Raw genomic sequence first — 21,304 nt, forward strand, 5'->3', positions numbered from 1 at the left:
ATAAGCTATCAAACAAAAAGAAAAAGCGCTGCAGAAGCAGCGCTTTTTGCTGGGTCAGGTCGTCAAGTGTGGCCGGCTGCCGGTTCTGTCCGGCCCCGGGGCCACAGCAGGTGCCTGTGCCCGTACCCTTCACAACGCGGCAGTCTCTCCTGTCGAGGAGGGGCGCGCCAACGTTTCTAAGGCCTTTGCGAATCAGAACGCAGGAACCACGGCGCCCTTGTACTTTTCCTGAATGAACTTCTTGGTGTCTGCAGAGTGCAGAGCGCTCATCAGCTTGGCAATGTCGGCGCCGTTGGCGCGATCCTTGCGGGCCACCACGATATTGGTGTAGGGCGAATCGGCACCTTCGATGAACAGCGCATCCTTGGTGGGGTTGAGCTTGGCTTCGATTGCGTAGTTGGTGTTGATCAGGGCCAGGTCGACATCAGCCAGGGCGCGGGGCAGCAAAGGCGCTTCCAGTTCCTTGAACTTCAGCTTCTTGGGGTTCTTGACGACGTCCAGAGCAGTGGGGGTCAGGCTCTTGGGATCCTTGAGCTCGATCAGACCATGCTTGGCCAGCAGAATCAGTGCACGGCCGCCGTTGGAGGGGTCGTTGGGAATGGCCACGGTAGCGCCATTCTTCAGATCCTTGATGTTCTTGATCTTGCTGGAGTAGGCACCGAAGGGCTCCACATGAACCTTGCCGTTGGGTACGGCCACCAGCGAGGTCTTGCGGTCCTTGTTGTAGCTGTCCAGATAGGGCTGGTGCTGGAAGAAGTTGGCATCCAGCTGCTTGTCTTCCACGGCGGCATTGGGCTGCACGTAGTCGCTGAACTCCTTGATTTCCAGATCGATGCCCTGAGCCTTCAGTGCGGGCTTGATGTGATTGAGGATTTCGGCGTGAGGAACGGCCGTGGCGCCCACCTTGAGCACGTCAGCAGCCTGGGCCGACAGCGCCAGAGTGGCAATAGCGATAGCAGAGAGAGCTTTCTTCAACATTGGTTCTGACCTTCTTCAGCAAGTTGCAATAAATTCCGGGCCCCATCTGGACCGCAGCGAACTAAGGTGCATAGTCTAGTGCCGTGTACCGACGTCTGCAGGACATTTTTCTTATTTGGTTATAAGAGCGTCGTTTTTTATACAAAATCTGATTCCGATTGACTGTCATGAATCCCGAAATGCTGGAGCGCCTGGTGCGCGTGCCTATGCCTTATGGCAAGTACAAGGGCCGTTTGATTGCCGATCTGCCCGGCAACTACCTCAACTGGTTTGCCCGCGAGGGCTTTCCCAAAGGCGAGATCGGTCAGTTGCTGGCCTTGATGCAGGAGCTTGACCACAACGGACTCAGCGGTTTGCTGGAGCCCATTCGCAAGGCTGCAGGGCTGCCGTCAAGAGCACAGGAATAGGCAAGAGAGGGCTGGCTGCGGTCGGCCAGATGAAAATGCGGCAGGCGGGCCTGCACAAGCTCTGGCAGTTTGCCTTTGGCCGGACGCAGGTGGCTGGTCCTTGGGCTTGGCCGACTGCGGCCAGGCCGCGAGTCTCCAAAATACCCTGCTTTGGTCCTGAAGGCGTTGTCAATCCTAGGCTCTGGACATATGCAGATGCAGCTGGTCGCAGGGCGCGGCCTCAAGCCTCGGAGTCCTGCGAGAGGTCCGAATGCTGGACAATGCGTCCCTTGCCTGCATGTTTGGCCGAGTACATGGCCTCGTCCGCACTCTGCATCAGGTTGGCCGAGGAACTATCTGCGGTGCTGATGGAGATACCGATGCTGCTGCCGACTTGCACCATCACTCCACCATTCAGTGCAATGGGCTGGCGCACGGCTTCCATGCAGCGCTTCATGACAGACATGGCCTCACCGGGGGTGTGCAAGCCCGATAGCAGCACCACGAACTCATCGCCGCCCAGGCGGGCAACGCAGTCGCCGGCACGGGCCTGGGCCGTCAGTCGGGCAGCTACCACACGTAAAACCTCATCGCCTGCGTCGTGACCCTGGGTATCGTTGACCTGTTTGAAACCATCCAGGTCCATGAAGCACACGGCAAGCATCTGGCCGTCAGCCAGCTCCTGGTTCAGCGTTTCCTCAAGTGCTCGGCGGTTCGCCAGACCCGTCAGAGCGTCGTGGTTGGCAAGGTGATTGGCGGCTTGTTCGCCTCGCTTGAGGGCGTCGATGTCCACCAGAATCCACAGCGACTCTTCGGCATTCAGCAGTGTGCCGGATGCATCCACCCACAAAAGCTTGCCCTCGGCATTCTGCACCTGGAACTGAGCGTGAAATTTGCCCCGAGCCAGCAAAGAAGCATAGGCTTTTTCGCCGATACGCCTGTAGGAGGCTTCGTCCGGGTAAAGCATGCGCGTGGATGCGCCCTGCAGTGCAGCTGCTGGCTGCTTGAGCAGACGGCGCATGGCGGGGTTGGTCCAGACGATCTTGCGCTCGCGCAGGCGAGCCATGCCGATCAGGTCGTTGTTGATGACCAGCTCCTGCTCTTTGCGGATGCGGCGTTCACGCTGCTGCAGCCGGTACAGGGCTACCGAACCCAAAGCAATCAGGGCAATGCACAAGCCGGCGAGACCCCATGCACGCCAGGCGGAGGCGCGCCACATGGCCATATAGGCTTCCGTACCCAGCCCGGTAAACACCGTCAAAGGATATCCGGGCAGCCGATGGTAGGCCGTGATGCGCTCCACGCCATCGATCAGGGTCGGTGTGATGTACCAGCCTTCCTCGCTGTTGCGGCTGATGGCCTGGTGATATTCGGACGAGACAGCGGCCTTGCCGATACCTGCGTCGGCATCCTGGCTTGCAGCCGGATAGCGCGCTACCAGCAGTGCCTGATCGGTGCGCAATGCCATGGCGCTGCTGGCGCCGAACGACTGGCGCTGGAATAGCTGGTGAAAATGTTCGGCCGCGACAATGGCATAGACGATGCCCTGGAACTGGCCGCTCTCGGCCTGAAGACGCCTTGCCAGCACGATAGACCATTTTCCGAAGGAGTGGCTGATCAGAGGCTCGGACACCACCATTCGGTCCGTTTCTCGGGCTTGAGCGAAATAGGCGCGTTCCGCCACTGAAAACGGCACATCAATTTCGCTGGGAGTGATGAGTACCTCGCCAGCACTGTCTGTAATGCGCAGGGCGGTGACAAAAGGAATCAGGGCACGTTGTTCCTGAAGCATTTCGTACAAGGCAAAGTTGGCAGCGGAAAGTCCGTCAAGGCTGCGCGCGCGGTAACGACTGGCGATCGATGACAGAGCGTTGTCCACCAGTCGCACCTCTGCAGCCAGCTCCAAGCTCAGGCTGCGCGCTTGGTGCCTGGTGACGGCTACTCCCAGGTCCATGTCCGCGCGGTAATTGGCATGCACGCCAAGCCACGTGGCAAAGCACAGCAAGGCCGCTACCAGCAGGTTGCCGAGCACGATGCGATGCAAAAGCTTGTGAGAGCGAAAGCTTGTCATCTTGATTCTTGAGGTCCTTGAATACCAACCTGGGTCGGAAACGGCTCGGTTCCGGACATTTGCATCAACCACCTGCCGAGTAAAGCATCGCAGAGCTCAACAGCGCAATAGTCTTGCAATCATCCAACAGGTGTCGGGAGGTGGCTGCGAGCATTTGCCCGAGAGGGGCGCCGCCTGCGCGAATGGCCAGAAGTGGAGTTCCAGACGCCGATGTATTCCTGGTGCGTGATTGTGCAGGGCCGATCCCTTTCTGAAGCGCGGCGCGATAACTTGGCTTGCTGGGGTGTGATAACTGCACTGATTCAGCGTTTCAACTGAAGCAAACGAATTTCAAACATAGGAGCGGCCAGCAAGCTTGTCCCTTAAGCTATCTCTCCAGCTTCACGCCACAGACGCTCTATTCGTGACCCCAGGATTTCCATCAGACTGCTATCGAATGGCCAACTTGAGCCGAGAGAAAAGCTGGCTGCTTGAAGCTGGTTCTGAATATTTCCGAGAGGAATGGTTATTTCTTCTTGCAGGTGCCGGTGACGAGTCTTGAGGTCCTTCTTGCCTTCAAAATGAAATGAGTACCTTGACCAGGTGTGCTCCTTTTCTAGGGCCAGGATCTCTTCTACGACCAAATGAAGAGGTGCAGGAACAGTGCCTAGCTGTAGCGCTCTAGACATTTCAACCAGGTCTTCAAGCAGCTCGCGAAGGTCATGCGATCTCTCCGAGTGTCTGATGTGGTCTTCAGTTGGAAATACGGAAGACGTCGGGTGACCTAGCTTCTTTTGATAGCTCTGAACCTCAATACCAAGCTGCAATGGAGCCTTAGTCATCAGTTCCGCAGCATGGCGCTGAAGGAAAAAGATCGGTATTCCATGATGATCCAATCGGTTGTCACTCTGAGCAGCCCTCAAAAGAGTATTGGCTGCAAGCAGGTAGGACTGAGCATAGTCCGGGCTGCGAAAGCCTCCAATCCGTGCAATAACAGCAGCCTGGTCACTCTTTGCTTGCTCAGGTGATTTACCCCAGGTCAGGACAGCAGCAGGTTCATCTGGGCCAGGAAGATAGATCGCCTCAGGAAATTGCGCCATGGGTACTCCTTAGAACAAGCCCGCAGGCTCTACCTCTCTGTTTTAACTATAGATGACCAGGTCGCCCGTCTTGTTATCGGGTCACCGTCCACTCCTGAGCTTGAAGGCTGTTCTTGCCATTGAGCTGGCTGTCTAACACCACCCGCAATGACGTGAAGGGGCCGCCATTGGCCGCTTCATCGGCTGCACTGTAGAGCTGGCTGGTGCCGGTGATGCTGGACCACATCAAGGCTCGTGGCCCGCAGAACCTCGACCAGCTGCGCCCGGTGACGGGCGAACTGATTCGTCTGCACCAGGAGCTGACCGAGTTCAAGAAGGACACGCTGGGCGAAGTAGCCGACCTGGTCAAGATCGCAGGCGAGCGCTATGACGTGACTCTGGGCGGCAAGAAGGGCAATGTGTCCATCAGCAGCTATGACGGAAAGCACAAGGTGCAGCGCTCGGTCGCAGAGCCGGCAATCTCCTGCGTTCCATATGCGCGGCACATTCTGAGCGCAAAAGCCTGGGTGAAATGATTGTATTGAGAATGATTCCTATTTATAGAGCTATGATCCAGCTCTATGGATATGACAGCCTCCTTCACCCGCGCGCTGCTCTCGGGCTTCGAGCGGGCCTATGCGGACCTGTTGCGCGCCGCCACGCGAAGCACGGGCTGCCGCGAGGAGGCCGGCGATGCCGTGCACGATGCCTGGCTGAGGCTGGCCGAGCATGCGCAGGCCGCTCAGGCTGAACAGGCCGGGCCTGTCGACAGCAGCGGCGCTGCCCTGGGGCCGCGCGATGCGACCGCCTATCTGGCCGTCATGGCGCAGAACATGGCCCTGGATGCGCACCGCCGCCGCCAGCGCCATGGGCGCTACCTGGACGCCGAGGCCGTGCGCGAGCAAATGGCTCCCAGCCATGCGCCCGACGTGGCCGAGTCCGTCATGTACCGGCAGGCGCTGGCGGCGCTGGAAGCCGCACTGGCTGCACTGCCCGAGCGCAGCCGCAAGGCCTTTGTGGCTCACCGCGTGCATGGCGTGCGCCAGGCAGAGATCGCGGCGCGCCTGGGCGTGTCGCTGAACACGGTGGAACGTGACCTGATCCAGGCGAATGCCTGCATCGAGGATGCGCTGCACCGCTGGCGCGGCAGCAGCCCGGCCGACGCGCAGCGTGCGGGCCATGGGGGGCGGCGCCGCAGCCTGGGCGCCTTGCTGGGACTGGCGGGTGTGGGGCTGGCGGGTGTGGGGCTGGGTGGCGCTGCCGCCTGGCAGCAGTGGCTGCTGTACCGCCAGACCCATGTGCAGTGGCAGGCCAGCTGGAGCAGCGCACGCGGCCAGCAGGTGCGCCACGGCTTGCCCGACGGCTCGAGCCTGCTGCTGGATGCGGCCAGCAGTGGCCGGGTGCAGTATTTCTCGGCGCGGCGCGTGGTCACGCTCGCCCAGGGGGCGGCCTTCTTCGAGGTGGTCCGCGACGAGCAGAGGCCTTTCATGGTCGAGGCCGCTGGCGTGCGGGTGACCGTGCTGGGCACGAGCTTTGGCGTGGACATCGAGGAGGGCGGCCAGAGCGGACAGCGGGTTTCCGTGCAGGTGGCTTCCGGTCGGGTGCAGGTGCAGACGCTTGGCGCGGATGCCCGGTCCTGGCAGACGTATGAGCTGGGCGCGGGCCAGGGGCTGCGCCTGGAGAGAGGCGCAGCGGTGCGCACGCAGGCTGCATCCGGGGATGCGGCGGCCTGGCGCCATGGCGAGCTGGTGTTTGCCGACACCACGTTGGGCGAGGCGCTGCAGCGGCTGGGGCGCTATGCGCCTTTTGAGCTGCAGGCTACCCCCGAGGCCGCGCGCCTTCCTTTGAGCGGGCGCGTGCGCATCGCCCAGGCCCATGCATGGGTCAGGGCCTTGCCGCGGGCCTTGCCGGTACAGGTGCGCCAGCAGCCCGGCGGCGGCCTGCTGCTGGCACTGGCTCCGTGAGTGGCTCCGCAACTGGTGCGGTGAGCGGGCCAGGTTTTTTTCAGGGTGTTTGCCGTGCCATACGTCAAGACAGTGATCTCCGGGTATTGACCTCATCACTGACTCAAGGACGACTTGCATGCATCCGCTTCTCCCCCATTTCCGTCTCCATCCATTGGCCCGCGCCGCCATCTGCCTGGGTCTGGCCATGCCGCTGCAGGCCGCCTGGGCCCAGGCGCCAGCGCCAGCGCAGGCCGTGCCTTTTGACATCGCGGCCCAGCCGCTGGGCGGTGCGCTGCACGAGCTGGCGCGCCAGGCCGGCCTGCAGCTGGCTCTCGATCTGGCGCTGGTGCAGGGCCGGCAGGCGCCTGCAGTACAAGGCCACCGCGATGTGGGCGCGGCACTGGAGTCGCTGCTGCGCGGCAGTGGCCTGCAAGGGCATGTGGAGCAGGGCATGCTCACCGTACAGCTCGTGCCAGCGGCCACGGGCACGGAGCCGTCCACGCTGGCCGAGGTGAAGGTGGTGGCCAACCAGCTTGGCGAGATCACAGAAGGCTCGGGCCTGTACACGCCGGGGGCCATTGCCACAGCCACGCGGTTGGTGCTGACGCCGCGGGAGACGCCGCAATCGGTGAGCGTGGTCACACGCCAGAAGATGGACGACTTCCAGCTCAACTCCATTGACGAGGTGATGGAGCACACGCCCGGGGTGAGCGTGGTCACCTACGACAGCGAGCGCACGGTCTATTACGCGCGCGGTTTTGCCATCAACAATTTCCAGTACGACGGCATTCCCATGCTGCGCGACTCGGGCTATTCGGCGGGCAACACGCTCAGCGACACCTCCATCTACGACCGCGTCGAGGTGCTCAAGGGCGCCACCGGCCTGCTCACGGGCAGTGGCGACCCGGGCGCCACCATCAATCTGGTGCGCAAGAAGCCCACGCGCGAGTTCCAGGGTCATGCGACGCTGGGCGCGGGAAGCTGGGGCAGCTACCGAGGAGAGCTGGACCTGAGCGGCGCACTCAACGAGGCGGGCAGCGTGCGCGGCCGGGTCATGGCGGCGCGCCAGGACCGGCACACGCAGCTGGACCATTACAGCCGCGATGCCTCGGTGTTCTACGGCATCCTAGAAGCCGACCTGGGGCCGCGCACGCTGCTGACCCTGGGCGCGGACTTCCAGGACAACAAGCCCAGGGGCTCGACCTGGGGCGGCATACCGCTGCTCAATGCCAACGGGGACTTCAACGACATGCCGCGCTCGTTCAACAACGGTGCGCGCTGGAGCCGCTGGGAGCAGTACACCCGTACCGCCTTCGCCACGCTGGAGCACAGTTTCGACAGCGGCTGGGTGGCCAAGCTGCAGCTGAACCGGCAGATCAACGGCTATGACGCCAATTTGGGCTCGGCGGCTGCGGGCTTTCCCAATCCCGCCGACGGCTCGGGCGTCAGCATGTGGGCGGGACAGTACATAGGCCGCACCACCAGCAATGCGGCCGACTTCTATGCCAGCGGCCCGTTCCGGCTGGGCGGGCGCGAGCATGAACTGGTGCTGGGCGGCAGCCTGACCAACCGGCACTGGAAGAACCGCGGCTGGTGGGATACCGGCAGCTACGACAAGACGGTGGACAACTACTACCTCTGGAGAGGTGATGTGGCCGCTCCGGCCTGGGGAGCGGTGGCGGATTTCACCAACGACGAGACCACGCGTGAGCGCGGCCTGTATGCGACCGCACGCTGGAATCTGCGCGACGACCTGAAGCTGATCACCGGCGGGCGCTGGTCCAATTACACCAACCGCGCCGAGCAGATGAGGGAGTCGGGCGTGTTTGTGCCCTATGTGGGGGCCGTGTACGACATCGACGACACCTATTCGGCCTATGCCAGCTATTCGGGCATCTTCAAGCCTCAGTCCGCCCAGGACGAACAGGGGCACACGCTGGCACCGCTGCAGGGCAAGAACTACGAGCTGGGCGTCAAGGCCGCCTTCCTGGACGGCAAGCTCAATGCCTCGGCCGCGGTGTTCCAGCTGGAGCAGGACAACTACGCCCTGGAAACCGGCGGCGTGACCCCCACGGGCGCCACGGCCTACCGCGCGGTTCAGGGCGTGAAGACGCGCGGCTACGAGTTCGAGGTCTCGGGCCAGCTCACCCCGGCCTGGCAGCTGCAGGCGGGCTTTTCGCACGGTGTGGCGCGACAGCAGAGCGAACGCGTGTCCACGCTCACGCCAGTCAACCAGTTCAGCTTCTATAGCAGCTACCGGCTGGGCGGCAGCCTCAGCGGCCTGACCTTGGGCGGCGGCGCGCGCTGGCAGGACAAGACCTGGGGCGACATCTCCACGCCCGCCGGCGGCACCGCCACACATACCGTCAAGGGCTACTGGATCGTGGATGCCATGGCTCGCTACGAGTTCAGCAAGCAGCTGTCGGCGTCGCTGTCCGTCAAGAACCTGCTGGACAAGCGCTACTACACCATCTTCAACTGGTACAACACCTACACATGGGGGGCTCCGCGCAGCGTCAGCGTGAGCATGACCTACAAGTTCTGAGCCTTGGGACTGGCCGCTCCGGCGCATGGCGCCGGGCACCTGCTGCATCGCGGGGTGACCCTTTTGGGGTTTTCGTTTGTCATACAGGAAGAGAGGGCGCATGCGCCCGCTCCATCCCAGGAAAACCCGATAGCTACCCAGGTCACCATCCCGATCCTCCTTTCATGATTCCATCCAACGCCGCCCCTGCGGGCGCTTACCTTCTTTCACGGCTGCAGGCGGCCGTTGCCGGCGGCTATCTGCTGGCCAGCGCCCTGGCCGTATTTCTTGCCACAATCTTGCCTGCATCGCGTGCCGAGGCGGTACTGGCCGGCATGCAGTGGAGTTTTGCGCTGCATGTGCTGGCCGTGATCTGGCAGTTTTCGCCGGTGTCGCACGGCCGGGTGTGGCTGGGCCTGCTGCTGCTGGCTGCATTCTTGGTGCGGCGGCTCTGGCTTGGGTCTGGCGCGTGTGACAAGGATCTGGCGGCCCATCATCGCCAGGTGCCGAGCGGATGACGCTTGATGCGTGCGTGTCCTTCGGTGTCCTGCCGAGCTTCGCGTAATCGGCAGGGGCCGTGTGCCAGCCTCATGGGTCCACAGGCCTGGGCATGCCCTGCTGCCGTGTATGGTCTGCGTTGCAGACCTTGTCTGTTGCCAGGAATGCACCGTAGCTGGCAGCTTACGGTGGCTGGAAACACCCGGAGGCTCGCAAAAAGGAATGAAAAAAGGGATGCAGAGCGCATCCCTTTTCGAATGAGGCCGGCAGGTCTGAATTCCTGGCCGGCCTGTATTGAAGCCCGGTTGCGGGCTGATGATTACTTGGCGGCCGCGCGTGCGGCTTCCGCCTTGGCCTTGGCTTCGTCCAGCTTCTTTTGCAGAGCGGCGGCTTCCGCTTCAGCCTTCTTGGCCTCTTCTTCCTTGGCCTTCTTGGCTTCGGCTTCCTTGTCGCCGCCACCCATGGCGCCGGCAATGGCATTGCCAGCCATGGTGCCGGCCACTGCGCCAACGGCAGCACCTGCCATGGTGCCCATCATGCCGGAGCCACGAGCGGCAGGAGCCGCTGCTGCTGCGGGAGCAGCCGCAGGAGCTGCCGCAGCGGCGGGGGCTGCGGGTGTGGCAGGTGCAGCAGCCTTGGGTGCGGCGGCGGCAGGAGCCACGGGGGCGGGCTGAGCGGGCGCCTTGCTGCCGATGCTGGCAGGGCGAACGGACTTGCTGCTGCCCATGCGCTTGGCCTGAGCCAGGGAAGGCACGGTCAGCGATGCGATGGCGATGGCAATCACGGAGGCAGCAGCACGGTACGAAGTCTTCACGAATTGGTTTCCAGTCATGGTTGTCATAGATGGCCGCCTGCTTTTCAAGGGTGCAGACAACCAGCGAGCCTTGCGACGCTTGTCGCATCAGGTTTGCTTGCTATGGTATTTAAAGTCAATGGTTGGATTTTCAAGGTGCTGAACTGAAACTGTCCGTAAAAGGACAGGGCTCAGACCCCGACGGCCGGATGTTGTGTGATGTATGAGGCCGCACGCTATTGTAGGAACACTCTGCATGCGCAAAAGTTCCAGCAGTCTTCAATGCAGGGAAATAGTCATGAAGTTCCCCGCAGCGCCTGAAACGTGAGCGGGGCGAGCTATCGAGCCAGAGGAAGATTGGTTTAGCGCTTCTGGTGCAACTGCACCCAGTTGAGAAAGCGTGTCATGTACTTGACGAGGAAGTCATGGCTGCCCTGGCCGATCTTGCCGTCGGCGTCGAGCAGCGTGTCGGACCAGCGCACAAAGCCCTCGGGCTGGGGCAGGGTGGGCATGTCCAGCGACACCAGCACATTGCGCAGGTGCTGCTGGGCCATGGCCGTGGCGGCCGCGCCGGGCGAACTGCCTATCACGGCGGCCGGCAGCCCTGCCCAGACGGACTGGCCATAGGGACGGCTCAGGCCGTCGAGCACGTTCTTGAGCGATGCGGGGATGGAGCGGTTGTATTCGGGCGTCACGAACAGAACGCCGTTGCAGGTGCGAATCAGGGGCTTGAGGTCGTCGAAGGGCTTGAAATCGGGGGTGTTGTCGAAGTCGCGGTTGTAGAGCGGCAGGCGGCTGATATCGATGAATTCGAAATCGGCCTTGTCCTGCATGAGTGCGGCCAGGCCCTGGCCGAGCTGGCGGTTGATGGACTGCTTGCTGAGGCTGCCCACGATGACGGCGATTCTGAGTTGGCTCATGCTCTGACCTTTCGACCGGGTTGGGGGAGATGCATGGCACTGTAGCAAAGCTGCCGGGGATTGCCGCGCCGCAGCGCACGCAAAAAAGCCGCGGTCCCCGAGAGCAGGGACCGCGGCTTGGTGCTGGGCTGGTCTGTTCCAGCCTATCGGAGCACTTCCAGCAGGCGATCCAGACCGCCCTCGTTGATGGCGACCTTGGCCTCGTTGCGCACGCGTGGCTTGGCGTGGAAGGCCACGGACAGGCCGGCCGCCTGCATCATGGGAATGTCGTTGCTGCCATCGCCCACGGCAATGCATTGGCTGGCATCGATACCGATCAGCGAGGCCACTTCCAGCAAGGTGCGGCGCTTTTCCGCGCCGTCGCAGATATCGCCCCAGGCCTGCTCGACCAGACCGCCGGTCAGTGCACCGTTCTTGATCTCCAGCACATTAGCGCGCACAAAGTCGATATCCAGCAGGCCGCGCACATGCTCGGCAAAGTAGGTAAAGCCGCCGGAGACCAGCAGCACCTTCAGGCCGGCGGCCTTGGCGGCCCTGACCAGCGTCTCGGCACCCTGCGAGAGTTTCAGGCGTTCGGCCAGAACGCGGGCCATGTCGGCCTCGGTCACTCCGACCAGCTTGCCCACGCGCTGGCGCAGGCTGTCCTTGAAGTCGGTGATTTCGCCGCGCATGGTGGCTTCTGTGATGGCTGCCACTTCGGCCTTCTTGCCCGTGGCGTCGGCGATCTCGTCGATGCACTCGATGGTGATCAGCGTCGAGTCCATATCAAAGGCGATGAGCTTGTAGTCCGCCAGCTTCTGGGGGGCGGTAAAGCCGCGGATCATCAGGCCGGGAGCGAATTCGGTGGCGTCGGTCATTGCGAGTCGTGCGAATGAGGGGGTAGCAGAAAGGGGAATGGCAGAGATCGGGTCTGCGCCATTCCTCAAGATGGCCGCCATTATCCGCTGTTGTGGCGGGCTTCGGCTGGCCATTCACCCAGGAGTCTGCCTCCTGGTGCTGCTTGGGGCGGCACCTACTGCGGCTGAATGCCGGCGGCCTTGACCAGTTCTGCATGCAGTCTGATGTCCTGGGCCACGGTCTGCCTGAGCTGCTCTGGCGTCGATGGCGCGACTTCCATGCCGTTTTCACCCAGCTTGGTCTTGATCTCGCTGTCCAGTGCAACGCGCACGGCGCGGTTGAGCTTGTCGATCACGGGCTGCGGCGTCTTGGCCGGGGCGAACAGGCCGACCCAGGCAGAGAGGTTGAGGTCGGCAAAACCGCCTTCGGCCATAGTCGGGGTGTTGGGCAGCATGGCCGCGCGCCTGGGTGCCATCAGCGCCAGGGCATGCAGCTTGCCGGCCTGGATATGGGGCAGGGCTTCGGGCAGCACGGCAAACAACATGTCCACATTGCCCGCCAGCGTATCGTTGACGGCTGGCGCGCCGCCTTTGTAGGGCACGTGCAGCATCTTAGCCTGGGTGCGCGTCTCGAACATCAGCGCGGCCAGGTGCTGGGGGCTGCCGTCGCCGGATGAGGCAAAGGTCAGTTTGCCTGGTGCGGCCTTGGCTGCCACCACCACGGCAGCCACACTGGGGAATTTCTGCTTGTCCTTGACCACCAGCACCATGGGCTGGTTCACCAGCTTGCTGATGGGCGCGAAGTCGGTCTCGGGGTCATAGGGCAGGGATTTGAAAATGCTCTTGTTGGTGGTCAGGAATGAGGCCGGCGAGACCATCAGCGTATAGCCGTCCGGGGCGGAGCGTGCCACGGCCGGTGTGCCGATCTGGCCCGAGGCACCGGCGCGGTTGTCCACCACAAAAGGCTGCTTGAGTTCGCTGGCCAGCTTTTGACTCACGACTCGGGCAATCATGTCGGCGCTGCCTCCGGCGGGCAGGGCAACTATGACCTTGACCGCGCGCTCGGGATAGGTGTCCTGTGCCTGCGCCGTGGCGGCAAAGCCTGCCGCCACGGCGCAGGCCAGTGCGGGGCGGGCCATGGCATGAGCGGCATGGCGAATATGGCGTTGAACAATGTTGCGGACGGGTTGGAGCAGCATGCGATCCCTCTCTTTCTCAAGATATGCACCAGCTTGGTGATGGCTGCAGTGCGATAGTCCGATGATGAGCAAGCCCTGTGCCAGTTGCCTTGGCGTTTTGCCGGATGGGAAAGATGCGGTTTGTGCAGTGGCCGGGAAAGTGGCAGAGCTGAAGTGGCAGAGCTGATGCGCCTCGACGGCTTCAGCTTTCAGGATTGCCAGGCGGCTGCAGATATATGGCATCCGACCAGGTGGCCACCCAGTGCGGGCGAAAGACTACGAACACCGCCGTCAGCATGCCGGTGGTCACGCCATCGGCCCAGGCCATGAGCCAGCGGGCCATGCGCGAGAGGTCTTCGTTGATATTGGGCAGCACATGGCCTGCCCATTGGCCGACCAGAGATGCGACAAACAGACACAGAACTGTGCCCAAAAAGCCGCGCAAAAGAATGAATACAAAAATGTTGTGCCAGCACCAGCGGCGCACTGCCACACCCCAGAGCATGGCCAGCGTGGCCGGCACCAGACCTTGCCAGACCACCATGCCAAGGGCTTCTTCCAGCCCCAAGCCAGGAGCCAGTGCAAAAGCTATGACGCCCACCGAGAGCAGCACGGGTACTGCAAGCGGCCAGCCAATCAAAAGTACGACCAGCGGTGCACCAGACCAGCGCAGCTGCAGCGGCATCTGGTGCAGCGCAGGCAGCGCCCAGACCCAGGGCAGCAGCACCACAATGGCCAGCAGCGGCGTGATCAGAGGCGACAGTATCGGGTCATGCATGCCGCCGGGGCCGGCTCGGCTGCCCAGCATGCGCCAGGGGCGGCAGAGCAGGGCCAGCAACAGGGCCAGCAGGGCAATGGCGGCTTCAAGAAACATGGGAGCTAGGCAGATCGGGTTCTGCCGCCATCTTGCACCGTCTGCATCTGTAGGGCCTCAATAGCCCTGCTGGCTTTGTCAGCAGCCCTGTCAGGCATGAACGGCAGTTTCGTTCTTGAGCGGCTGGCCCAGGCTGCGCAGCACATCGCGCACCATCTGGGCACGGTCCTTGGGGTTCTCCAGCTCTTTTTCGATGCGCAGCTTTTCGTTGCCCGCCAGCTTGATGTGCTTGTTCTTCTGGATCAGGTGAATGATGTTCATGGGATCGATCGGCGGCTGGGGCTTGAAGCTGATGTTGATCACGCCAGGAGCGGCATCGACCTTGACCACGCCATAGGGCTGGCTCAGCACGCGAAGGCGGTGCACGTCGATCAGGGTCTGCGCCTGGGGCGGCAGCTTGCCGAAACGATCCACGATCTCCTCGAGCAGGGTATCGATCTGATCGGCCGTCTTGGCCGTGGCCAGCTTCTTGTAGAACGACAGGCGCAGATGCACGTCGCCGCAGTAGTCGTTGGGCAGCAGGGCCGGGGCATGCAGATTGATGTCGGTGGATGCCGATAGCGGCGAGAGCAGATCGGGCTCCTTGCCGGCCTTGAGGCTGCGCACGGCCTCGGACAGCATCTCGTTATAGAGCTGAAAGCCCACTTCCATCATATTGCCGCTCTGGTTTTCGCCCAGCACCTCGCCGGCGCCACGGATTTCCAGGTCATGCATGGCCAGATAGAAGCCCGAGCCCAGCTCCTCCATCTGCTGGATGGCCTCCAGTCGCTGCTGGGCCTGCTTGGTCAGGCCGTCCAGGTCCGGCACCATCAGATAGGCATAGGCCTGATGGTGGCTGCGTCCCACGCGGCCACGCAGCTGGTGCAGCTGCGCCAGGCCGAACTTGTCGGCGCGGCTGATGAGAATGGTGTTGGCCGATGGCACGTCGATGCCGGTCTCGATGATGGTCGAGCACAGCAGGATGTTGTAGCGCTGGGCCACGAAATCGCGCATCACACGCTCCAGCTCGCGCTCGGGCATCTGGCCGTGGGCCACGGCGATGCGGGCCTCTGGCAGGATTTCCTCCAGCTTTTGCTTGCGGTTCTCTATGGTCTCGACCTCGTTGTGCAGGAAGTAGATCTGTCCGCCCCGCTTGAGCTCGCGCAGCACGGCTTCGCGAATCACGCCCGTGCCCTCGTTGCGCACAAAGGTCTTGATGGCCAGACGCCGCTGCGGCGCCGTGGCAATCACCGACAGATCGCGCAGCCCCTCCAGCGCCATGCCCATGGTGCGCGGAATCGGGGTGGCTGTCAGCGTCAGCACATCGACCTCGGCACGCATGGCCTTCATGGCCTCTTTGTGGCGCACGCCAAAGCGGTGTTCCTCGTCGATGATGAGCAGGCCCAGGTTCTTGAACTGCGTGGATTCGGACAGCAGCTTGTGCGTGCCGACCACGATATCCACCGTACCGTCCGAGATGCCCTTGATGGCCGCCGTGATCTCCTTGCCCGAGCGAAAGCGCGACACCTCGGCGACCTTGATCGGCCATTTGGAGAAGCGGTCCACCAGGGTCTGGTAATGCTGCTCGGCCAGCAGCGTGGTGGGGGCGAGGAAGGCGACTTGCTTGCCGCCCATGGCTGCCACAAAGGCCGCACGCAGCGCGACCTCGGTCTTGCCGAAGCCCACATCGCCACAGACCAGGCGGTCCATGGGCTGGGGGCTGATCATGTCCTGCACCACGGCGTGGATGGCGGCGCGCTGGTCGGCCGTTTCCTCGAAGCCGAAGTCGGCCACAAACTGCTCGTAGTCGGCCGTGGGGAAGCGGAAGGCATGGCCCTGGCGCGCGGCGCGGCGGGCGTAGATATTGAGCAGCTCGGCGGCCGAGTCGCGCACCTGTTCGGCGGCCTTGCGCTTGGCTTTTTCCCATTGCGTGCCGCCGAGCTTGTGCAGCGGCGCATCGTCGGGCGAGACGCCGGTGTAGCGGCTGATCAGGTGCAACTGGCTGACGGGCACATAGAGCACGGCGTCGGCCGCATATTCCAGATGCAGAAATTCCTGCAGCGCGGGCGTGCCGTCAGTGTTCTTCTGGCCCATGTCCATATTGATCAGCCCGCGATAGCGGCCTATGCCGTGGTCGGCATGAACGATGGGGTCGCCCACCTTGAGCTCGGACAGGTCCTTGATCAGGGCCTCCACATCGCTGACCTGCTCCTGGCGGCGGCGACGGCGGCCTGTGGGGCTGCTGGCAAACAGCTCGGTTTCGGTGACGAAGTCCAGGCCTTCCTCGACCCAGGCAAAGCCCGTCATCAGGCTGGAGGTGGCAATGCCGACCTTTTCCGTGGCATCGGCCTGGAACTCGGCCAGCGAATCGAACACGGGCGGGTTGACGCCTGAGGCACGGAAAAAGTCGAGCAGGCTCTCGCGTCTGCCATCGGATTCGGCCAGAAGCAAGACCCGGCTTGCGCTGGAAGCTATATGTTTTTGCAGCTTGGCCAGCGGGTCATCGGCTCCGCGCAGCACGGAAAGGTCTTCGAGCTTCTGGAAGATGGCGCTGTCGGCCACATCTTCGGTGCCCGGGCGCAAGGCCAGCTGGGCATGCTCCTTGCTGCGGGTATAGAACTGGTCGGCGCTGAGAAACAGCGTCTCGGGCGGCAGCGCCGGGTGGTCGGGGTCGCCCTGCACCAGGCGGTAGCGGTCCTTGGTATCCTGCCAGAAGCGCTGGAAGGCCGGCTCCAGATCGCCGTGCAGCACCACGGTGGCCTCATCGCCCAGGTAGTCAAAGACCGTGGCCGTCTCGTCAAAGAACAAAGGCAGGTAGTACTCGATGCCGGCCGTGGCAATGCCGGCACCCATGTCCTTGTAGATGCGGCTGCGCGTGGGGTCGCCTTCTAGCAGCTCGCGCCAGCGGCTGCGGAACTTGGCGCGAGCCTCCTCGTCCATAGGGAATTCGCGGCCTGGCAGCAGGCGCACTTCGGGTACGGGGTAGAGGCTGCGTTGCGTGTCGGGGTCGAAGGTGCGGATGGAGTCGATCTCGTCGTCGAACAGATCCACGCGGTAGGGCTGGAGCGAGCCCATGGGAAACAGATCGATCAGGCCGCCGCGCACCGCGTATTCGCCATGGCTGACCACCTGGGACACATGCTGGTAGCCCGCCAGCGTGAGCTGAGCCTTGAGCTTGGCCTCGTCCAGCTTCTGGCCCTGCTTGAATTCAAAGGTATAGCCGGCCAGAAACGAGGGCGGAGCCAGGCGATAAAGGGCCGTGGTGGCGGGCACGATGACCACATCGGCGCCATGCTGCTTGTCGCGCTGGTTGATGCGCCACAGTGTGGCCAGGCGCTCGCTGATCAGATCCTGGTGCGGCGAGAAGCTGTCGTAGGGCAGGGTTTCCCAGTCTGGGAACAATGCGCAGCGCAGCTCGGGGGCGAAGAAGGCCATCTCTTCCATGAGACGGTGGGCGTCGGCGGCATCGGCCGTGACGATGGCAGTGACCCGGCCGTCTTGCTTTTCGCGCTCGCCCAGCCTAGCCAGCAGCAGCGCGTCGGCGCTGCCAACTGGACGGGGCAGGTGAAAGCGTTTACCGGGGGTGAGCTTGGGCAGTTGCATGGTTTTTCACAGACGAACGCAGGCAGCGGCGCGCAGGCGCGGGCTGGATGCAAAAAAACGGGGACAGATTGAAAGCGGGCGAGTCCGGCCATCAAAGGCAGGGCTCACAGCCCAATCAGCGCGTAGCTGATGGTTAGCGGCGCATTCACTCAAAATGGGGACACCTCAAGGCGATGCAAGCCGAAAGCAGGTCGTCGATGGATCTCACGGGCTTTCGGACGAAACGGTGATTTTAAAATACTGTGCATGACAGATCGGTTTTTCTCGCCTGAGTCCATGACGGACGACAAGGCAAACGCTGCGGCGGCTTCATCGCCTGCATCTGCGCCCCGCTGCTGGGGGCTGATTCCCTGCGCGGGCGTCGGTCTGCGCGCCATTGCCGCAGACTCCCCGGCCCCCGAGCTGCCCAAGCAATATCAGATGGTTGCCGGCCAGCCCATGGTCATGCACACGCTGGACGCCATGTTGGCGGTGCAGCGCATCCACCGTGTGCTGCTGGTGGTCTCTGCTTCCGATGGCTTCTGGCAGGAGCGCGCCACGGACGCCCGGCTCGGCATTGCTGCCTGTGGCGGAGCCACCCGTGCCGAGACCGTGAGCAACGGCCTGCAGGAGTTGCTGCGCATGGGAGCCAGCGCCGAGGACTGGGTGCTGGTGCATGACGCGGCGCGCTGTCTGGTCGCATCGGCGCAGGTCAATGCCTTGATCGATGCCTGCATGCCCGATGCCGTGGGGGGGCTGCTGGCGCTGAAGCTGCCCGACACCCTCAAGCAGCAGGCCGCAGGCGCGGGTCCGGCGCGTGTGGCGCAGACGGTGGAGCGCAGCGACAAATGGCTGGCTCAGACGCCGCAGATGTTCCGTATCGCAGCCTTGCTGGCTGCGCTGCAGGCGGCGGGCGCTGCCGTGACCGACGAAGCCAGCGCCATGGAACTGGCCGGTCACTCACCGAGACTGGTGCCGGGCGGTGCGCAGAACTTCAAGGTGACCTACCCCGACGACTTTGCGCTGGCCGAGGCGGTGCTGCTGCAGCGCAAGGCGCGTGGCTAGACGGATTCGCCATCGGCAGGGCTTGGCGACGGGCAAGTCCGTGTCCGAGCCGGATTGGCGCAGATGGTATTTAATTTGATAGCTGCTTGCGCTTTATGAGCAAGGGTTTGACAAGGATTTTTATGAATTTTCGTATTGGTGAAGGCTGGGATGTACATGCGCTGGTGCCAGGTCGCAAGCTGATTCTCGGCGGTGTCGAAGTGCCTCATAGCCTGGGGCTGCTCGGCCATTCTGATGCCGACGTGCTGCTGCACGCGATCACCGATGCCCTGTTCGGCGCCGCGGCGCTGGGCGATATCGGCCGCCATTTCTCGGACACCGACGCACAGTTCAAGGGGGCGGACTCTGCCGTGCTGCTGGCCGAGGCTGCCAGGCGCGTGCGTGCTAAGGGCTTCGAGATCGGCAATATCGACAGCACCATCGTGGCTCAGGCGCCCAAGCTGGCTCCCCATATCGAGAAGATGCGCGAGCGCATTGCCCAGGTGCTGGGGCTGGATGTGGAGCAGGTCAACGTCAAGGCCAAGACGGCCGAGAAGCTGGGGCCTGTGGGTCAGCAGCAGGCCATGGAGGCTCGTGCCGTGGCCTTGCTGGTACGGACAGCCTAGCCTCGTTCGCCGCAATGGCCGCTGCGAAAGCCGGTCAGGAATCGCTGTAGAGGGCTTGCACCTCGGCCCCGGTCAGGGTCGGGGTGTCATTGGCCAGCGCGTAATAGTCGGGCTTTTCGTCGATATAGATCTGCTGCGCCAGTTTCAGGCCCTGGGCGTCCTGAAACAGCCCGGCAGACAGAAAATGCTCGTTGCTTGCCAGTAGGCGGTAGAAGAGGTGGGTGCCGCAGCTGCTGCAAAAAGCCCGCTCCGCCCAGGGCGAGGAGGCATAGCGCGTGACGGGGCCGCTGGTCTGCACCGCCGTGCCGCCATGCAGGGTGAAGGCTGGGCCTTCTCCCCAGCGCCGGCACATGCTGCAGTGGCAGACGTGAACTTCGTGGGTTTCGGGCGCGGTGACGAGAACGGCTTCGCACAGGCATCGGGCTTGCATGGTGAGCTCTCCGGCAGATGGTTGAAAGGCGATGCCGATTGTGCAATGAGGTGGGCAGATTCAGTCTTCCACGGTCTCATCGTCTTTCTTGTCGCGCGGCAGGTTGCGCTTGACCTGGGGGCGCTGCAGGCGCTGTTCGGGCGCCGCACCGGCCGTCACACCCATGGCGCGCTGCAGCTGCAGATGGGCGACCAGACCGCCTGTCGATGAATTGGACAGGGCAAACATGCCGCCCATGCGCTGCACCGTCTTGTCCACGATGGACAGACCCAGGCCTGCGCCTGCGGCCGCCGTGCGCGCCGTGTCGCCGCGGAAGAAGGGCTGGGTCAGATTGGCCAGTTGCTCGGCCGGAACGCCCTTGCCATGGTCGCGGATGCGGATGACCACCCATTTTTCGCTTTCCTTGGCAACCACATCCACCTCGGTGGTGTCGGTCGATGGGGTCTTGCCATAGCGGCGTGCATTCTCAAAGAGGTTGGAGATGACGCGCGCCAGCTCCACCTCATCGGCCATGACGTAGAGGTCTTCGGGCACGTTCATGGTGATTTGCAGCTCACGGTGGTCCTGCACGGCATAGACGCAGGAGGCAACCACGGCGTGCAGATCCACGGGGCTGAGCATGACGCGATGATCGGGGCGGGCGTAATCCAGGAATTTGTCGATGGTGGCATCCAGTTGAACGATGTCGGCCACCATATGCTCGCGCGCCACATCGTCATAGACGCTCATCTCGGTCTCCAGACGCAGCCGCGCTAGCGGCGTGCGCAGGTCGTGGGAGATGCCGGCCAGCATCACGGCACGGTCCTGCTCCAGCTTGGCAAGCTTCTGCGCCATGCGGTTGAAGCCGATATTGACTTCGCGAATTTCGCTGGTCACGGCTTCCTCGTCGAGCTGGCTGGCGTCGAAGTCGCCCTCCCGCACGCGATTGGCTGCATAGGACAGTTGTTTGAGTGGCCGGTTGATCAGGCGGGCGATGGCGGCCGCGCCGATGAGCGAGAGCAGGGCGGCCGTGATCAGCCAGATCAGCCAGGTCTGGCCGCTGGCGGGAGTGAAGCGCGACTGGTCCATCAGCATCCAGTTGCGGTCGCCGTTGATGGTGAAGCCAACCCACAGGCCGGGCTCTCCGTTGACGCTGCGCGCCACCACGGTGCCGTAGCCAAGGCGTGTGGTCAGTTCCTCGGTCAGCTTCTGGCCGAGGGCGTTTTGCTCCAGCAGCTCGAAGGAGTCGCCGGGTTCGCGGGGCAGAATGCGCACGCCTTCCTGGTCGGCCATGGTCTTGATCAGGGAGACGCGGTTGATCGCATCCGAATGCTCGAGGGCAGCGCGGCTGAGGTTGACCAAAGAGGCCACTTGCTTGGCCGTTTGCAGCGTGCGCGGCTCGAAATCCAGTGCCCGCAGTGTCTGCAGCCAGGCCAGAATGCTGCCCACCAGCAGCAGGGCCAGCAGGCAGAAAGTACGCCAGAACAGGTTCAGCCCCACAGGGGAGCGAGCTGTGCTGCGCCGCTCGTACTCCAGAGGTACGGGGCTGGTGGCGTCGGGCGGCGGATGGTGAAAAGCGCTCATGAACAGCAATGCGGAAAT

Annotated in this window: 19 protein-coding genes; 7 read left to right on the forward strand and 12 right to left on the reverse strand. The window is 63.1% G+C overall.

The annotated features are described in order from the left end of the window. Positions 1-192: 192 nt before the first annotated feature. Positions 193-978 carry a MetQ/NlpA family ABC transporter substrate-binding protein gene (locus AAIL66_RS06405; RefSeq protein WP_003055852.1) on the reverse strand — a complete coding sequence of 262 codons (786 nt, stop codon included), beginning with the start codon at positions 976-978 and terminating at the stop codon, positions 193-195. A gap of 167 nt (positions 979-1,145) precedes the next feature. On the opposite strand from AAIL66_RS06405, the gene AAIL66_RS06410 reads away from it, so the two are divergent. Then, positions 1,146-1,385, forward strand: a complete 240-nt coding sequence (locus AAIL66_RS06410; RefSeq protein ID WP_343496268.1) for a DUF3820 family protein — start codon at positions 1,146-1,148, stop codon at positions 1,383-1,385. A gap of 220 nt (positions 1,386-1,605) precedes the next feature. Here AAIL66_RS06410 and AAIL66_RS06415 read toward each other — a convergent pair whose 3' ends face one another. The 3 genes from AAIL66_RS06415 to AAIL66_RS06425 all read right to left on the reverse strand — a co-directional run bounded on the left by AAIL66_RS06415 (position 1,606) and on the right by AAIL66_RS06425 (position 4,740). Continuing rightward, entirely contained in the window at positions 1,606-3,435 is a 1,830-nt protein-coding gene (locus AAIL66_RS06415; protein ID WP_034377502.1) for a sensor domain-containing diguanylate cyclase, read from the reverse strand. A 362-nt stretch (positions 3,436-3,797) separates the two neighbouring features. Next, entirely contained in the window at positions 3,798-4,514 is a 717-nt protein-coding gene (locus AAIL66_RS06420; protein ID WP_343496269.1) for a hypothetical protein, read from the reverse strand. A gap of 73 nt (positions 4,515-4,587) precedes the next feature. Further along, the gene (locus AAIL66_RS06425) at positions 4,588-4,740 is read right to left on the reverse strand and encodes a hypothetical protein (protein WP_156507025.1); all 153 of its coding nucleotides are present in this window, start codon (positions 4,738-4,740) and stop codon (positions 4,588-4,590) included. Between AAIL66_RS06425 and AAIL66_RS06430 the strand changes: the two genes are divergently transcribed. From AAIL66_RS06430 to AAIL66_RS06445, 4 genes are all read left to right on the forward strand, one after another. Next, complete coding sequence (locus AAIL66_RS06430) at positions 4,727-5,029, forward strand: DUF3164 family protein (RefSeq protein WP_052088891.1); 303 nt, start codon at positions 4,727-4,729, stop codon at positions 5,027-5,029. The two genes, AAIL66_RS06425 and AAIL66_RS06430, sit on opposite strands and share 14 nt — an antisense overlap. Positions 5,030-5,074: 45 nt before the next feature. Next, entirely contained in the window at positions 5,075-6,457 is a 1,383-nt protein-coding gene (locus AAIL66_RS06435; protein WP_343496270.1) for a sigma-70 family RNA polymerase sigma factor, read from the forward strand. Positions 6,458-6,575: 118 nt separating this feature from the next. Next, complete coding sequence (locus tag AAIL66_RS06440) at positions 6,576-8,984, forward strand: TonB-dependent siderophore receptor (RefSeq protein ID WP_343496271.1); 2,409 nt, start codon at positions 6,576-6,578, stop codon at positions 8,982-8,984. A 164-nt stretch (positions 8,985-9,148) separates the two neighbouring features. Then, on the forward strand, positions 9,149-9,481 hold the full coding sequence (locus AAIL66_RS06445; protein ID WP_343496272.1) for a DUF3649 domain-containing protein: 333 nt from the start codon (positions 9,149-9,151) through the stop codon (positions 9,479-9,481). 299 nt (positions 9,482-9,780) lie between these two features. Here AAIL66_RS06445 and AAIL66_RS06450 read toward each other — a convergent pair whose 3' ends face one another. The 6 genes from AAIL66_RS06450 to mfd all read right to left on the reverse strand — a co-directional run bounded on the left by AAIL66_RS06450 (position 9,781) and on the right by mfd (position 17,644). Continuing rightward, on the reverse strand, positions 9,781-10,302 hold the full coding sequence (locus AAIL66_RS06450) for a hypothetical protein (protein WP_034351899.1): 522 nt from the start codon (positions 10,300-10,302) through the stop codon (positions 9,781-9,783). A gap of 314 nt (positions 10,303-10,616) precedes the next feature. Further along, on the reverse strand, positions 10,617-11,174 hold the full coding sequence (locus AAIL66_RS06455) for an NAD(P)H-dependent oxidoreductase (protein ID WP_343496273.1): 558 nt from the start codon (positions 11,172-11,174) through the stop codon (positions 10,617-10,619). 143 nt (positions 11,175-11,317) lie between these two features. Further along, complete coding sequence (serB, locus tag AAIL66_RS06460; RefSeq protein ID WP_343496274.1) at positions 11,318-12,031, reverse strand: phosphoserine phosphatase SerB; 714 nt, start codon at positions 12,029-12,031, stop codon at positions 11,318-11,320. 155 nt (positions 12,032-12,186) lie between these two features. Further along, a complete protein-coding gene (locus AAIL66_RS06465; protein WP_343496275.1) occupies positions 12,187-13,209 on the reverse strand; it encodes a tripartite tricarboxylate transporter substrate binding protein in 1,023 nt (340 codons plus the stop codon). Positions 13,210-13,390: 181 nt separating this feature from the next. Beyond that, positions 13,391-14,062 (reverse strand): hypothetical protein, encoded by a 672-nt coding sequence (locus AAIL66_RS06470; RefSeq protein WP_224650662.1) that lies wholly within the window; start codon positions 14,060-14,062, stop codon positions 13,391-13,393. 90 nt (positions 14,063-14,152) lie between these two features. Further along, the gene (gene mfd / locus AAIL66_RS06475; RefSeq protein ID WP_012838065.1) at positions 14,153-17,644 is read right to left on the reverse strand and encodes a transcription-repair coupling factor; all 3,492 of its coding nucleotides are present in this window, start codon (positions 17,642-17,644) and stop codon (positions 14,153-14,155) included. A gap of 276 nt (positions 17,645-17,920) precedes the next feature. On the opposite strand from mfd, the gene ispD reads away from it, so the two are divergent. Both ispD and ispF read left to right on the forward strand, forming a co-directional pair. Further along, positions 17,921-18,688, forward strand: coding sequence for a 2-C-methyl-D-erythritol 4-phosphate cytidylyltransferase (ispD, locus tag AAIL66_RS06480; RefSeq protein WP_045839016.1), 768 nt, complete (start codon positions 17,921-17,923; stop codon positions 18,686-18,688). Positions 18,689-18,810: 122 nt separating this feature from the next. Next, positions 18,811-19,293 carry a 2-C-methyl-D-erythritol 2,4-cyclodiphosphate synthase gene (gene ispF, locus AAIL66_RS06485; RefSeq protein WP_034377511.1) on the forward strand — a complete coding sequence of 161 codons (483 nt, stop codon included), beginning with the start codon at positions 18,811-18,813 and terminating at the stop codon, positions 19,291-19,293. Between the two features lie 34 nt (positions 19,294-19,327). On the opposite strand, the gene AAIL66_RS06490 is transcribed toward ispF, so the two are convergent. Together AAIL66_RS06490 and AAIL66_RS06495 are read right to left on the reverse strand one after the other, a co-directional pair. Continuing rightward, positions 19,328-19,723 (reverse strand): GFA family protein, encoded by a 396-nt coding sequence (locus tag AAIL66_RS06490; RefSeq protein ID WP_343496276.1) that lies wholly within the window; start codon positions 19,721-19,723, stop codon positions 19,328-19,330. Positions 19,724-19,783: 60 nt separating this feature from the next. Then, entirely contained in the window at positions 19,784-21,286 is a 1,503-nt protein-coding gene (locus AAIL66_RS06495; RefSeq protein ID WP_012838069.1) for a sensor histidine kinase, read from the reverse strand. Positions 21,287-21,304 lie beyond the last annotated feature (18 nt).

It is taken from the genome of Comamonas sp. F1-6, assembly GCF_039581415.1.
GTDB classification, from domain to species: Bacteria; Pseudomonadota; Gammaproteobacteria; order Burkholderiales; family Burkholderiaceae_C; genus Comamonas; species Comamonas thiooxydans.